The sequence below is a fragment of the Longirhabdus pacifica genome (assembly GCF_004115085.1).
GTDB lineage: Bacteria > Bacillota > Bacilli > Paenibacillales > DSM-105158 > Longirhabdus > Longirhabdus pacifica.
Genome location: NZ_QXJP01000024.1, coordinates 1 through 14,383, shown reverse-complemented (window position 1 = coordinate 14,383; position 14,383 = coordinate 1). Strand labels below are relative to the sequence as shown.

At 37.3% G+C, this 14,383-nt stretch carries 20 protein-coding genes; 18 read left to right on the top strand and 2 right to left on the bottom strand.

The genetic code is table 11. The features are described 5' to 3' along the window. Nucleotides 1-95: 95 nt before the first annotated feature. The 16 genes from D1Z92_RS14590 to salA all read left to right on the top strand — a co-directional run bounded on the left by D1Z92_RS14590 (nt 96) and on the right by salA (nt 11,106). Nucleotides 96-749, top strand: a complete 654-nt coding sequence (locus D1Z92_RS14590) for an adenylate kinase (protein WP_128896413.1) — start codon at nt 96-98, stop codon at nt 747-749. Further along, on the top strand, nt 746-1,492 hold the full coding sequence (gene map, locus D1Z92_RS14585; protein ID WP_128896412.1) for a type I methionyl aminopeptidase: 747 nt from the start codon (nt 746-748) through the stop codon (nt 1,490-1,492). Before D1Z92_RS14590 ends, map begins: the two co-directional genes overlap by 4 nt. Nucleotides 1,493-1,510: 18 nt before the next feature. Next, nucleotides 1,511-1,816 carry a KOW domain-containing RNA-binding protein gene (locus D1Z92_RS14580; RefSeq protein WP_128896411.1) on the top strand — a complete coding sequence of 102 codons (306 nt, stop codon included), beginning with the start codon at nt 1,511-1,513 and terminating at the stop codon, nt 1,814-1,816. 2 nt (nt 1,817-1,818) lie between these two features. Then, nucleotides 1,819-2,034: a translation initiation factor IF-1 gene (gene infA, locus D1Z92_RS14575; RefSeq protein ID WP_128896410.1), complete on the top strand. Its 216-nt coding sequence runs from the start codon at nt 1,819-1,821 to the stop codon at nt 2,032-2,034. A 44-nt stretch (nt 2,035-2,078) separates the two neighbouring features. Then, nucleotides 2,079-2,192: a 50S ribosomal protein L36 gene (rpmJ, locus tag D1Z92_RS14570; RefSeq protein ID WP_003333770.1), complete on the top strand. Its 114-nt coding sequence runs from the start codon at nt 2,079-2,081 to the stop codon at nt 2,190-2,192. Between the two features lie 16 nt (nt 2,193-2,208). Next, a complete protein-coding gene (rpsM, locus tag D1Z92_RS14565; protein ID WP_128896409.1) occupies nt 2,209-2,577 on the top strand; it encodes a 30S ribosomal protein S13 in 369 nt (122 codons plus the stop codon). A 19-nt stretch (nt 2,578-2,596) separates the two neighbouring features. After that, a complete protein-coding gene (rpsK, locus tag D1Z92_RS14560; protein ID WP_128896408.1) occupies nt 2,597-2,992 on the top strand; it encodes a 30S ribosomal protein S11 in 396 nt (131 codons plus the stop codon). A 131-nt stretch (nt 2,993-3,123) separates the two neighbouring features. Continuing rightward, a complete protein-coding gene (locus tag D1Z92_RS14555; RefSeq protein WP_128896407.1) occupies nt 3,124-4,068 on the top strand; it encodes a DNA-directed RNA polymerase subunit alpha in 945 nt (314 codons plus the stop codon). Nucleotides 4,069-4,106: 38 nt separating this feature from the next. Next, nucleotides 4,107-4,475, top strand: a complete 369-nt coding sequence (gene rplQ / locus D1Z92_RS14550; protein ID WP_128896406.1) for a 50S ribosomal protein L17 — start codon at nt 4,107-4,109, stop codon at nt 4,473-4,475. Nucleotides 4,476-4,570: 95 nt separating this feature from the next. Continuing rightward, nucleotides 4,571-5,395: a tRNA pseudouridine(38-40) synthase TruA gene (gene truA, locus D1Z92_RS14545; RefSeq protein WP_240666761.1), complete on the top strand. Its 825-nt coding sequence runs from the start codon at nt 4,571-4,573 to the stop codon at nt 5,393-5,395. A 178-nt stretch (nt 5,396-5,573) separates the two neighbouring features. Further along, the gene (gene rplM / locus D1Z92_RS14540; protein ID WP_128896405.1) at nt 5,574-6,011 is read left to right on the top strand and encodes a 50S ribosomal protein L13; all 438 of its coding nucleotides are present in this window, start codon (nt 5,574-5,576) and stop codon (nt 6,009-6,011) included. A gap of 20 nt (nt 6,012-6,031) precedes the next feature. After that, complete coding sequence (rpsI, locus tag D1Z92_RS14535) at nt 6,032-6,430, top strand: 30S ribosomal protein S9 (RefSeq protein ID WP_128896404.1); 399 nt, start codon at nt 6,032-6,034, stop codon at nt 6,428-6,430. Between the two features lie 795 nt (nt 6,431-7,225). Next, a complete protein-coding gene (locus D1Z92_RS14530; protein ID WP_128896403.1) occupies nt 7,226-7,918 on the top strand; it encodes a phosphoadenylyl-sulfate reductase in 693 nt (230 codons plus the stop codon). 87 nt (nt 7,919-8,005) lie between these two features. Then, entirely contained in the window at nt 8,006-9,169 is a 1,164-nt protein-coding gene (sat, locus tag D1Z92_RS14525; RefSeq protein WP_206099763.1) for a sulfate adenylyltransferase, read from the top strand. Between the two features lie 72 nt (nt 9,170-9,241). Next, on the top strand, nt 9,242-9,988 hold the full coding sequence (cwlD, locus tag D1Z92_RS14520; protein WP_128896401.1) for an N-acetylmuramoyl-L-alanine amidase CwlD: 747 nt from the start codon (nt 9,242-9,244) through the stop codon (nt 9,986-9,988). Nucleotides 9,989-10,035: 47 nt separating this feature from the next. Further along, the gene (salA, locus tag D1Z92_RS14515) at nt 10,036-11,106 is read left to right on the top strand and encodes an iron-sulfur carrier protein/transcriptional regulator SalA (RefSeq protein ID WP_128896400.1); all 1,071 of its coding nucleotides are present in this window, start codon (nt 10,036-10,038) and stop codon (nt 11,104-11,106) included. A 127-nt stretch (nt 11,107-11,233) separates the two neighbouring features. Here salA and gerD read toward each other — a convergent pair whose 3' ends face one another. Next, a complete protein-coding gene (gene gerD, locus D1Z92_RS14510) occupies nt 11,234-11,869 on the bottom strand; it encodes a spore germination lipoprotein GerD (protein ID WP_128896399.1) in 636 nt (211 codons plus the stop codon). 420 nt (nt 11,870-12,289) lie between these two features. On the opposite strand from gerD, the gene D1Z92_RS14505 reads away from it, so the two are divergent. Beyond that, entirely contained in the window at nt 12,290-12,892 is a 603-nt protein-coding gene (locus tag D1Z92_RS14505) for a KinB-signaling pathway activation protein (RefSeq protein WP_164931639.1), read from the top strand. Between the two features lie 191 nt (nt 12,893-13,083). On the opposite strand, the gene pdaB is transcribed toward D1Z92_RS14505, so the two are convergent. After that, nucleotides 13,084-13,851 (bottom strand): polysaccharide deacetylase family sporulation protein PdaB, encoded by a 768-nt coding sequence (gene pdaB / locus D1Z92_RS14500; protein ID WP_128896397.1) that lies wholly within the window; start codon nt 13,849-13,851, stop codon nt 13,084-13,086. A gap of 158 nt (nt 13,852-14,009) precedes the next feature. Between pdaB and D1Z92_RS14495 the strand changes: the two genes are divergently transcribed. Beyond that, entirely contained in the window at nt 14,010-14,231 is a 222-nt protein-coding gene (locus D1Z92_RS14495; RefSeq protein WP_128896396.1) for a hypothetical protein, read from the top strand. Nucleotides 14,232-14,383 lie beyond the last annotated feature (152 nt).

Below are 14,383 nucleotides of genomic sequence, written 5' to 3'. Positions count from 1 at the left end.
TACAACGGTGGGATACGATTGCTTTGTCATAAAGATAATCGCCCCTCCAACGTTGTATTGTCATGGTAAGCCCGAACTCTGGGAGGGTATAAATTTTGAATATTATTCTCATGGGACCACCAGGGGCTGGTAAAGGTACACAAGCAGAATATATCGTTCAACAATTTCAGATTCCTCATATTTCGACTGGTGACGCTTTTCGACTGGCGATGAAAGAGAAAACAGATCTTGGTTTGAAAGCCCAAGAATTTGTAAACAAAGGACTTTACGTCCCGGATGAAATTACAAACGGTATAGTGAAAGAGAGATTACAACAACCAGACTGTGCAAATGGATTTTTATTAGATGGGTTTCCAAGAACGATTTCACAAGCAGATGCATTAACTGCGATGCTTGATGAAATGGATAAGAAGTTGGAACTTGCACTTAATATTAAAGTAGATCGTGCTTTATTATTAGCACGACTTACGGGTCGAAGAATATGTAAAGAGTGCGGTGCCACTTATCATGTTATCTTTAACCCTCCTGCACAAGAAGGAACTTGTGATAAATGTGCTGGCGAACTTTATCAGCGTTCTGATGATACAGAAGAAAAAGTAGGCACAAGATTAGACGAATATATTAGTAAAACAACACCACTTCTTCAATACTATCAAGATGCAGGCATACTAAAAGAAGTAGATGGTGAACGAGATATTGACAAAGTCAAATTAGATATTTATGAATTGATTAGAGGTCAATCTATATGATCATTCGCAAATCTGAGCTTGAAATAAATATCATGAAAGAAGCAGGTCGAATTGTTGCAAGCACGCATCAATTGATGAAGCAAAACATTGCACCAGGTGTGACAACAAAACAACTGGACAAAATTGCTGAAGACTACATTCTTTCACAAGGTGCAACCCCTTCTTTTAAGGGTTACAACGGTTTTCCTGCAAGCATATGTGCATCTGTAAATGAGCAACTTGTACACGGTTTTCCGAACGATACCAAGCTTCAAGAAGGCGATATCGTCAGCATTGATATCGGTGCGAAATACAAAGGATACCACGGCGATTCCGCTTGGACCTATCCTGTTGGTTCCGTATCAGATGAAGTGAGTAAACTGTTAAAAGTAACGGAAGACTCCCTTTACGCTGGTATTGCTGAAATAAAGCCGGATGTACGTTTATATACACTTTCGCATGCCATTCAACAATGTATTGAGGAAAATGGACTTTCGGTTGTACGTGAATATGTCGGGCATGGTATTGGAGCAGACTTACATGAAGAACCACAAATTCCTAATTACGGTTTACCTGACCGCGGTCCTCGCTTAAAACCAGGTATGGTTTTAGCTATCGAACCGATGGTTGTACAAGGTCAACGATTTGTTAAAACATTAAGTGATAACTGGACTGTTGTTAGTGTGGATGGCTCCATGTGTGCTCACTTCGAGCATACAGTTGCTATTACCGATGACGGTTATGATATTTTAACTAAATTGTAAAGTGATAGGTGAACGTATATGGAGGACATGGACACTCCACAAATTGGTCGGATAGTGAAGATCTTGAGTGGAAGAGATACAGGTAAGTTTGCAATTATCGTGCAAGTGATTGACGATCGATATGTGCATATCGCTGATGGCGATAAGCGTAAATTCGATCAACCGAAGAAGAAAAACATTTTGCATCTGCAAATGCAGCATGATGTCAGTCAAGAAGTTGTGAACAGCATGAATGAAACGGGACGCGTCACAAATGGTAAACTAAGGTTTGCTTTGAATCGTTTTATAAATGATATACTAGGTGCACAGCAGAAAGGAGAATGACCTTGTCAAAAGAGGATGTAATTGAAGTAGAAGGAACGGTCATTGAGCCGCTTCCAAACGCAATGTTCAAAGTTGAATTGGAGAATGGACATGAGATTTTAGCTCACGTCTCTGGGAAATTAAGAATGCATTTTATTCGTATTTTAACTGGTGACAAAGTGGTCGTCCAACTCTCTCCATACGATCTGTCTAGAGGACGTATTACTTATCGTAAATAGGAAAGCTTATTGCGAAACCACCATCTAAATAGGAGGTTTTTACAATGAAGGTAAGACCATCGGTCAAGCCAATCTGTGAAAAATGTAAAGTTATTCGTCGCAAAGGAAACGTAATGGTTATTTGCGAAAATCCGAAGCATAAACAAAAACAAGGTTAGGAGGTGCTCGACTAACATGGCTCGTATATCTGGAGTTGATTTACCCCGTGATAAGCGCGTTGAAGTGGCTTTAACATACATCTATGGTATTGGTCACTCTACTGCGGTTAAAATTATTGAAACAACTGGTATTAATCCTGACACTCGTGTACGTGATTTAACGGAAGAAGAAGCAAGTAAATTGCGTGATGCGATTGACGGAACAATCAAAGTTGAAGGTGACTTACGTCGTGAAGTAGCACTAAACATTAAGCGATTAATGGAAATTGGTTGCTATCGTGGTATTCGTCATCGTCGTGGTTTACCGGTTCGTGGTCAACGTACGAAAACAAACGCTCGTACTCGTAAAGGTCCTCGTAGAACTGTAGCAAACAAAAAGAAATAAGGAAGGAGGATATAATTAAATGGCTAAAGCTAAAAAAGCAGCTCGTCCTAAACGCCGTGAACGTAAAAATATTCAATCTGGTGTAGCACATATCCGTTCTACATTTAACAATACGATTGTAACGATTACTGATACGCACGGAAATGCTTTATCATGGGCAAGCTCAGGAAATCTTGGATTTAAAGGATCTAAAAAAAGCTCTCCGTTTGCGGCTCAAATGGCTGCAGAGTCCGCTGCTAAACAAGCAATGGAACACGGAATGAAAACAGTGGAAGTAATGGTTAAAGGTCCTGGATCTGGCCGTGAAGCAGCGATCCGTTCTTTACAAGCAGCTGGTTTGGAAATTAGTCTAATTAAAGATGTTACTCCAATCCCGCATAACGGCTGCCGTCCACCAAAACGTCGTCGTGTGTAATGACCGTTTTTTTAAGAGTAGTATAATTATTTTCCACTTGTGAATAATGAATGTCATAGAGTGGAATACTACGTCTTTTTGTAAAATAAAATAGATACGAAAATGCGACGTTTTGAAGGAGGGTATTATCAATGATTGAAATTGAAAAACCAAAAATTGAGACCGTAGATACTAATGAAGAAGGCAGCTATGGGAAGTTTGTTGTTGAGCCATTGGAAAGAGGTTATGGTACTACTTTGGGTAATTCTCTTCGTCGAATTTTGCTTTCTTCACTGCCTGGGGCTGCGGTAACCTCCGTTCAAATTGATGGCGTGTTGCATGAATTCTCGACCGTCCCTGGTGTTTTAGAAGATGTTACTGAGATTATTCTTAATCTGAAAAAGCTTTCTTTGAAAATTCATTCCGATCAACCTAAAATCTTAGAGATTGATATTGAGGGTGAAGGTCAAGTTAAAGCAGGTGACATTCGTGCGGATAGCGATGTTGAGATTTTAAATCCAGATTTGCACATTGCGACTTTATCACCAGAGGCAAGATTGCATATGCGTATTTTTGCTTCAAGAGGTCGTGGTTATGTACCAGCGGAGCGAAACAAGCATGAAGATCAGCCAATAGGTGTCATTCCTATTGATTCTATCTACACGCCTATTGAACGCGTTAATTACGTGATTGAAAATACACGTGTTGGACAAGTGACAAACTACGATAAATTAACATTAGAAGTATGGTCTGATGGCAGCTTGAAACCAGAGGAAGCTGTGAGTTTCGGCGCAAAAATTATGAATGAGCACCTTAGCCTTTTTGTTAATCTTACGAACCAAGCTCAAGAAGCTGAGATTATGGTGGAAAAAGAAGAAGACAAAAAAGAAAAAGTGCTTGAAATGACGATAGAAGAGTTAGATCTCTCTGTACGTTCATATAATTGCTTGAAACGCGCAGGCATCAACACGGTGCAAGAGCTGATTACGAAAACAGAAGACGATATGATGAAAGTGCGTAATTTAGGTAGAAAATCACTTGAGGAAGTACAGGAAAAGCTAAAAGATTTAAACTTAAATTTACGCAAAGAAGACTAAGTCATCTTATAGAAAATTGACTGGAAGGAGGGTAACAAATGGCTTACAGAAAATTAGGTCGCAATTCCAGTGCACGGAAAGCGTTATTTAGAGATCTTGTAACAGATCTTTTCATAAATGAGCGTATCGAAACGACAGAAGCGAAAGCAAAAGCAGTTCGTCCCATCGCTGAAAAGTTAATTACATTAGCTAAGCGTGGTGATCTTCATGCTCGTCGTCAAGTCGCTTCCTACGTTCGTCGTGAACAAGTGACAGAGGATCAAGAAGTATTGGAAAAATTGTTCTCTGAGTTAGCTACTCGTTATACGGAACGTCCTGGTGGCTATACTCGTATTTTAAAATTAGGACCTCGTCGCGGTGATTCAGCCCCTATGGTTTATTTAGAGTTGGTTGATGGTGAAGCATAAGTAAAAAACAAGAGGGGGTGATCAGAATCTATTGATTCTGATAAAACCCTTTTTTTGTTTTTATGATCTCAGGCGTGCTGGCCGTTTAGGAGAGGATGACGAAAAACTGCTATCGTCTAGCCGCTTACGTATGTAAGTTAGTAGCAGCCGTTGTCATGCGAAATATAAAAATGGTAGTGAGCTATGATGGTACGATGTACAGTGGTTTTCAAAGACAACCGCAGGAGCGTACTGTTCAGGGCGAAATAGAAACAGTACTGAATAAACTCACTGGACGACACATCGATATTATTTCAGCTGGAAGAACAGATAGTGGTGTGCATGCTAGAGGACAAGTTTTTAATTTTTTCACTCATTCTTCCATTAAGCTGTCTAATTGGGGAAGAGCAATGAATGCGCTACTTCCTATGGATATACGTATTCTTGAAGTGGACGAAACTCCGCTTACTTTTCATGCAAGGAAAACAGCTCATCGTAAAACGTATTGTTACACGGTGAACACAGGTAGAGTTTCTGATGTTTTTCAACATAAATTTCAGCATCATTATCCTCGCAAGTTAGACGTAGACAAGATGAAATTAGCACTGGATGTACTAATAGGCAAACATGACTTCACTTCATTTTGCTCGGCTAAATCGACTAAATCATGTCATGAACGTACGATATATGATATTCGTATCGCTTTAGAGCAGACAGCCTTCGCAGAGCAAGGGGATACCCCTTTAATGCGAATTTGGATTACTGGAAATGGTTTTCTTTACAATATGGTTCGCATTATTGTGGGAACGGTATTGAAGATCGGGGAACACAAATGGGATGTTTCCAGTATGAAAAATATTTTAGAGGCAAAAGATCGGAATTTGGCTGGTCCTACTGCTCCGGCAAAAGGTTTGGTATTGTGGGATATAAAATATGACTGAAATGAAAACATTTTTTACTTGAAAACAAAGGCTTATTGTTGTATCATATTTATTGGTGTTTCTTAGCTGGCTATCCCACGGCCCCACAGACTAAGATGCCATATTACCTAAGATGATACAATAATGAAACTTTTTTAAAATAAAATGAAATAAACAAAGTAATGAAGGAGGATCAACTATGCGTACTACATTTATGGCAAAACAAGAAGAAGTAGAACGTAAATGGTACGTTGTCGACGCTGCTGGCAAAACGCTTGGACGTTTAGCTAGTGAAGTTGCAGCTATCATTAGAGGAAAACATAAACCTCAGTTCACACCACACGTTGATGGTGGAGATTTTGTTATCGTGCTTAACGCGAGTCAAATCGAACTTACAGGTAAAAAATTAACGGATAAGAAATACTACCGTCACTCTCAGCATCCAGGTGGTTTGAAAGTAACTACAGCGGGCGATATGTTGGAGAAAAAACCTGAAAGAATGATCGAACTTGCTGTTCATGGTATGCTTCCAAAAACTCGTTTAGGAAGTCGTATGAAGCTTAGAGTGAAAGTATACGCTGGTAGCGAGCATCCACATGAAGCTCAAAAGCCTGAAGTATTAGAACTTAAAGGTTAATAATAAAGGAGGGTATAGATATGGCAGCACAAGTACAATATTACGGAACAGGACGTCGTAAGCATTCCGTAGCTCGTGTTCGTTTAGTACCGGGTGATGGAAATATCATGATCAATCGTGTTACGCTTGATCAATATTTCGGCGGTCTTGAAACATTAAAACTTATCGTTAAGCAGCCATTGGCTTTAACAGATACATTAGGAAAATATGATGTTCTTGTTAATACGCACGGTGGTGGATTCACTGGTCAAGCTGGTGCAATTCGTCATGGTATTGCAAGAGCTTTATTGAAAGCTGATCCTGAACTTCGCTCCTCTTTGAAAAAAGCAGGATTCCTAACTCGTGATCCTCGTATGAAAGAGCGTAAGAAGTACGGTTTGAAAGCAGCACGTCGTGCTCCTCAGTTCTCAAAGCGTTAATATTGCATTTTCATGTATTATATTCAAACCCCTTTTTGGTATATTCCAAAGAGGGGTTTTTGCTTTATATTAAGCATTTTGTATTACCCACACCTTTTTTCCACATTCATATTCTGCTGTTACTATCTCCTCAACATGTATCATATCCTTAACTTTTATATTCTCAACGTTTGTTCGCAATAACTACAGCATCTTAAGCAACATAACAGCAAAAACAATTAATATCGAATCTCATTAAATTCGTAAAAAAATATAAGATAATAACGTTTTCAATTCATGTAATCTGATTTAAAAACTTTTTAAAATCTCTATTGATTCTTCCACTTAGATCTTCATGCAATCCTCAACATCGCAATGTAATTTGTGCAGTGATAAAAAATGATGGAATACAAGTTTACATCTCAGCAGTCAGAGACGCAGAGGGTATGATGATTTTTCCCATCTTATGCATAGGGGTAATAAGTTGTATTAAACAAGTTAAGTGCACTTACAAATATGACAAACCTATGCACTTGTACAAATTTTGCACTATAGTTATTGCAATTGAATATTCATATAATACATCTCGGTATGCATATAGAGATGTATTGCTGAAATATTTGAGTCATCATGACGTATCGCATACATGATGAACTTAAGTTTATATATGTTATTGCTATCGTTTTGTGTACGAAATTGTGTAGCAATCATGAAAAAAAGTTTGACAACTCATAATAAAATCTTATAATAGAAATTAATATAAACAATTCCAATCGTTTTAGTATGAATTGTGTTTCCATGGGAGGGGAACTAGAAATGAACTTAATTGAGAAAGAAAAATGGATTCATAAGAGTGCGGATGAATATGAAAATAAGCAACCTGAGGAACTAATAGAGTGGGCCGTCAAGACATTTCCTAATATCACGTTAGCGTGTAGTTTTGGTGCGGAAGATGTTGTTTTGGTGGATATGTTGCATAAAATAAGTCCTTCATCAGATATTTTTTATTTAGACACGGATTTTCACTTTGCAGAAACATATGAAACGCGAGATCGTATCGCTAAAAAATATAACATTAATTTTATTCAAGCCAAATCAGATCTAACACCAGAAGAACAAGCGGAGCAATATGGAGATAAATTGTGGGAAAGGGAACCAAATGCTTGTTGTAATCTTCGGAAAGTAGAACCGTTAGTAAAAACGTTATCCCAATACGATGCATGGATAACAGGAGTTCGAAGAGATCAAGCGCCTACAAGAGCAAATACAAAAAAAGTAGAATATGATGTGAAATTCGGCTTAGTTAAATTTAATCCGCTAGCTTCATGGACTTGGGATGATGTTTGGAACTATATTCGTAAGCATGACCTTATCTATAATCCACTACATGATCAAAATTACCCAAGTATCGGCTGTTCATATTGCACTAGACAGGTAAAACCAGGTGAGGATCCTAGGGCTGGAAGATGGTCTAATAATGATAAAACGGAGTGTGGATTACACAAATAATTTACTGCCATCATCATAAAAAAAAGCAGATTAACCATCGTGACATATAACCGTTTTGGAAACAAGGGGAATGAGAGGAGAATGACTATGTCTACAATCGAAGCACACGGAGGAAAATTAATTAACCGTATTGCTGGGGCAGAGGAGAAGCGTGCTTTTTTAGAACGTAAAGCAACACTACCTACAATTACATTAAACAACTGGGCTCTATCCGATCTAGAGTTAATAGCAATAGGTGCGTTTTCTCCATTAGAGGGCTTCATGAACGAAAGGGACTATCAACATGTACTACAACATATGAGATTATCAAATCAGACCGTTTGGAGCATTCCTATTACGTTAGATATTGATGATACCACAGCATCATCATTAAACATAAACAACGAAGTAGCTTTAAAAGGGGCAGATGGAAACCTCTATGGTTGGATGAAAATAGAGAGTATATATACCGTAGATCATGAAGAAGAAGCACGCAAAGTATATGGCACCGCCGATAAAGCTCATCCCGGTGTGCAGAAGTTGTTCAGTAAAAATAAAACGTATATCGGTGGTCCAATTAAGCTTATCGAAAGAACGCAGCGTGATAAGTTTCAACAATACTATCATGATCCGCAAGAGACAAGACACATATTTGAATCGCGCGGGTGGAAAACCGTAGTCGGATTCCAAACCAGAAATCCAATCCATAGAGCTCATGAATACATCCAAAAGAGTGCAATGGAAATCGTGGATGGGTTATTCTTAAACCCCCTCGTCGGAGAAACGAAATCAGACGATATAGCAGCAGATGTCCGAATGAAAAGCTATGAGGTATTGATGCAAAACTACTATCCTCAAGATCGTGTGTTTTTGGGTGTATTTCCTGCTGCCATGCGATATGCAGGACCAAGGGAAGCGATTTTCCATGCGATTGTCCGAAAAAATTACGGATGTACTCATTTTATCGTAGGTAGGGATCATGCTGGTGTAGGTGATTATTACGGAACATATGACGCTCAGCTTATTTTTGAGCAATTTAAAAAAGAAGAGTTAGGAATTGAAATTTTAAAATTTGAACATAGTTTTTACTGTAAAAAATGTGGCAACATGGCTTCAAGTAAAACGTGCCCACATGACAAGGCAGAACACCTTCACTTATCCGGAACGAAAGTAAGAGCGATGCTGAGAGAAGGGAAATGCCCTCCTCCTGAGTTTTCAAGGCATGAAGTCGCACAAATACTCATCGATGGCATGAAACAGGAAGCAAATTAATCAAAATAAGCATAATGATACACCCTGTCCCATATAGATGAATGTATGTATTGGAATGGGGTGTATTTGCTGATGGCTAGTGTGAAAAAAAGAAGAGTATTTTGGATCTATTATCCTAAAAAGCGTAGAATGATCATACCATTATTGGCGATATTCGTTATTGTTGGTTTACTCAGCTACGATAATACAACCACAACATGGACACAATGGACACTGCCTTTATCTGGTCAAGTTATTGTTATTGATCCAGGTCATGGAGGACCAGATGGAGGAGCGGTCAGTAAAAATGGGCTGCTCGAAAAAGATATCAATCTGGATATTTCGTTATATTTAAGAGACTACCTGCAACAAGCAGGAGCTATCGTATACATGACGAGAGAAGGAGATTATGATTTAGCTGAAGAAGGAAAACAGATTAGAAGAAAGCGTCAAGATATATTACGCCGAGCAGAAATCATACAAGAGAAGCAAGCGCAACTTTTTATTAGTATTCACATGAATAGCATTCCTTCTAGTAGGTGGTCTGGTGCCCAGACATTTTATCATTCATCTGGTGACCCTGATAGTAAGAAGCTGGCCTTTTTTATCCAAGACGAAATTAAATCTAGCTTAAATAATACAGATAGAGAGATCTTGCCTGCTGACTCCATATATTTATTAAAAACATTAGAAATACCAGGAGCGTTGGTAGAAGCGGGCTTTTTATCTAATGCAACCGAATCAAGCTTACTAGGAGAAGCAGCATATCAGCAGAAAATTGCTTTAGCAATATATCAAGGGGTGTTACGTTACAGCTCAGGTGAAGAATTTACTGACTAATCATGATATAATGGCATTATATTCTAATATAACGAGGTGGCTTATTCGTGATAACAAGGGACCAGCTATTAGAAGCGTTACATCCAATTCAAGAACCTGCACTCCATCATAGCTTAGTAGAACTTGATCTCATTCGTGATATCATGATAAAAGATCAATTTATTTCTATGACTATCATCGTCGCTGAGAATAAAGATGAAATAAAGCAGCGCATTCAGCTTCAAATCGAAAATTATTTATCTCATCTCCAACCACCAGAAGTACATATTCGTTTTCGTACCATTTCACCCTATGAAAAGTCACAAATAGAATCAAAATTGCAAACCCTTACACCTGAAAAAGAGACGAAAAAAGATATTCTTTCCCCAGACTCTGGGATAGAGTTTATTGCTATTGCCAGCGGCAAAGGTGGTGTTGGTAAATCTACTGTTACCGTGAACTTAGCTGTATCACTTGCTAGATTAGGTAAAAAAGTAGCGATTGTAGATGCTGACATATACGGTTTTAGTATTCCAGACATGATGGGAATAGAAGAGAGACCCAAGATCGTAAATGAACAAGTTATTCCTGTGGAAAGGTTTGGCGTCAAAGTCATTTCTATGGGCTTTTTTGTTGAAGATAATTCCCCAGTCATTTGGCGTGGGCCGATGTTAGGTAAGATGCTTCGTAACTTCTTTGCAGAAGTACAATGGGGTGACCTAGATTATGTATTACTAGATCTACCTCCTGGAACAGGGGATGTCGCATTAGATGTGCATCAGATGATACCGCAATGCAAAGAGGTATTAGTGACGACACCGCATGGAACTGCTGCTTATGTTGCGGCAAGAGCGGGAGCTATGGCATTGCAAACGAAGCATGAACTACTAGGTGTCATTGAAAATATGGCTTTTTATGAATGCTCCAAATGTGGTGATAGAGATTATATTTATGGAAAAGGTGGAGGAGCGAAGCTAGCAGAAGAGTTGAATACTCATTTATTAGCTCAAATTCCGCTCGCTGCTACGGAAAATCACATAGCAGAAGCTAATTTCTCACCGTCTGTTTACAAAGAGGATCATACTATCGGGAAAATTTATTTAGAAACAGCTGAAAAAATATTGAACCATATGAAGTAAACGATAAGTAGGGAGATGGTTCATACGTGCAGCTTCATCACTGTGAAAGTGATAACGTATGACAGATCTCCCTATATTTTAATACACAACATATTGAATATTAATGTCATTACACATTGCTCTTTTCCTACTGTTGTTGATCTTCGCTTTTTTGTTCTGATTCCCCACCATCTTCTTTCTGCTGGCTTTTTGGCTCACTTTCCTCTTTCATCACTGCTTTCATGATCTCCATTAATTGCAATCTGAACAATGGACTTTGCAGTGACTCCTCCATAATGGTCATCGTTTGTTGGCGATATTGTTTTCCTTTCATAACATCGATTAGCAATTTTTCGTATTCTTGGTCTTGCATGACGGTGAGCATCAGTTTTTGGTAATCAGGATCTTTTAGCAGCTCTTTTTGTATATCTTTATTTTCATTTTTTATGGCTTTGGCAAACTCCCCAATAAATTTTGGTTCCTTTATTAAGGATTGTAGCGTTTTTTGATATGAATCACTTGTCAGTACTTCATTAACAGCAAATTGAATTTGTTGTCCATTTTCAGAAGTGAGCATTTTCATGATCTGCCCATCTTTTTTACCATTCTCCATTTCTTTCGTCACTTCTTCAATTGCCTTTTTCCCATCTTCTGTTTTTAATATGTCAACAACTAATGATTTCATCTCTTTATAACTGGACATGCTCTGGTTTTCGTTGTTATTACATCCTGACAACATAAGTATGAATAAACAAGAAAGTAAAGTCACATGAATTATTCTCATTGTCCAACGTCTTCCTTTCCTCAATTCCTTTTTTTATTATGTAAAATAGTTAAATACCTTATCCTTAAATTGATGAAGATCCTGTTACTAATATTTAGGATGTATGAATAAATGATGATGTGAAAGAAAAGAAACGTTCTATATGCAGGGCGTATCACGATGAAGAGTCTTTATGTGGGAATAAAGAAATTTGTATATATAAGTTGAATGAACTTGTTGAACCAACTTATTACCACTATGCATAAGATGGAGAAATCTCAATATCATACTCTTTACGCCTGGCTACTGAGGCGTAAATTTGTATCTCATTATTTCTTCATTTTATATAATATTCACAAAACGTATTAGCAATTCATATTTAACGTTGGTACAATAATGATAATGTGAATGTCACTTTCACACGAGAGGAGAAAGAAAGAAGTGAATTTGAAAAAGTGGTTTTTCTTATTTTGGACAACAATAGTAGTTGGTATTGTTGGTCAATGTGTTGTACAAATTATTTGGTTTGCACAAGGGGATAGTAATCTTAGCAGCATTAACCTCGGTTCTATTATCGCTATTATTACGGTTGGAAGTACGTTTAGTGTGTTTAGTCAGATGGGATTTTTCGCATATTTAACATTGAATTACATAGGAAGAGGTTTTTTTAAGACGCAGTTGAGTTGGCAGATTGTACAATGGTTTTTAATCGTTGTGGTGTTTGTAGATCTCATTATTATTCCTCAGTTAGTATTTCAGCCTGAATCATTGCCTTACATTAGATATGCATTTTTTCCTATCATCTTATTTATCATTAGTATGATAGCTGCGGTGATAAAGAGTAGGCTGACGAAATGGACAGCATTTACACCAGCACTATTTTTCCTTTTTGTTGGAACTTCACTAGAGGTTGTTCCTGCTCTTCGATTAGATGATTTCAATCAGCTGATATATATGGCAGTTCCTATTTTGTTTTGTAATGTATATCAAATTTTGATTTTGCACAAATTGTTGAATAACGAAAGTAATGCGGTTAGCAGTTAGGTTAGGGTGGATAACGTTTCGTAGGCACGTTTAAATGAAAAAAAGATAAATACAAAAACATGGTGATGTTGGGATGATGCAGTCCAATAAGTCACCATGTTTATTTTTTTAGAAGCAATAATTAATTTAACTCATTTCAGTGTTTTTGCAGTATAAATTTAAATGTTGCTTACGCGTGATTCAATAGCATTTTATTTTACTTCCAATCTATTTAAATCAGCTTGATTAATTAATTGAGATACATTGACGAATTTATATCCTTTTTTACGCAATTCATCAATGATGGTAGGTAAAGCAAGATGCGTTTGTTCACAGCTATCACTTGCATGCATAAGAATAATATCTCCAGGGTGGGCTCGTGTGAGAACGCGGTTGATAATATTATCGACACCGATATTTTTCCAATCTAGTGAATCTGTATCCCATTGAATAACTTGATGATTTAATTCGTTAGCAATTCTAAGTACACGTTTATCGAAATCACCGTTAGGTAAACGAATTAAGTTAGTATCTCTTCCTGTAGTTTCTCTAAGTATTTGATGAGCAGTTTTTATTTGCTTTCTTATCTCTTCGTCACTTAATTCACTATAGTTAACATGTTTATGTCCATGACTTGCAATTTCATATCCGCCGTCCACTATTTTTTTTACAATCTCAGGATGGTCTCTACTCCATGGTGAGGATAAGAAAAATGTAACATTCTGCACGTCTTTCTCTTTTAAAATATCTAGTATAGGTTCAGCTCTTTTGTTGCCCCAGCTAATATCAAATGTTAGTGCAACTACTTTTTCATCTGTGTCTATTCGGTATATAGCGGATGGTTCGGTATTTGCCGTGCTATAGAATACGGTAATATTATCTCTTTCTACATAGACAACGGCAATGGCAAATATCATAGCAATACTCAAAAAAATGAACTTCTTTATTTTTTTTCCGTTCATCACTAGAAAAAAATTCAATGCAAGCAGCCTCCTTATAGCCTCTTATATTGGGATAGTAATACAAGCCTTTGTACAAAAATATGCTCGTACAATATATTTCATTCATAAAATGCAAATAATTTGTGCATAACAATAAGACTAAGTGGAATTGAAAATAGCAATCAGAGGTGAATGCGTTGTTAGGAATGTTACTAAATGAACGTGAGTGTAAAGAATTTGATTACTTACTACGTAGAGAGATGGATGAAATCTTATTAGACATGAATGATCGACGTATTGATAAAGCAGTGAAAATAAATATGATTGAAAGATATAAAGTGATCTTTCGTATGTATGCACGTTTAGCCCCAGCAAAAGAAGTATCAAAGTATACTTTGAATTATAAAGAGAGACCTTAGCTTATGTCGGCTTTTATGTTACATACAATAGGTAAACAACGCTTTTTGAAAAATTAATAAGAACAAATAAAATAAAAATGAAAAAAGGTATTGCATAGAAGTAAGAACCTGTGATATATTAGATCTCGCCGCTTCACCAGAAGCTTTTACGA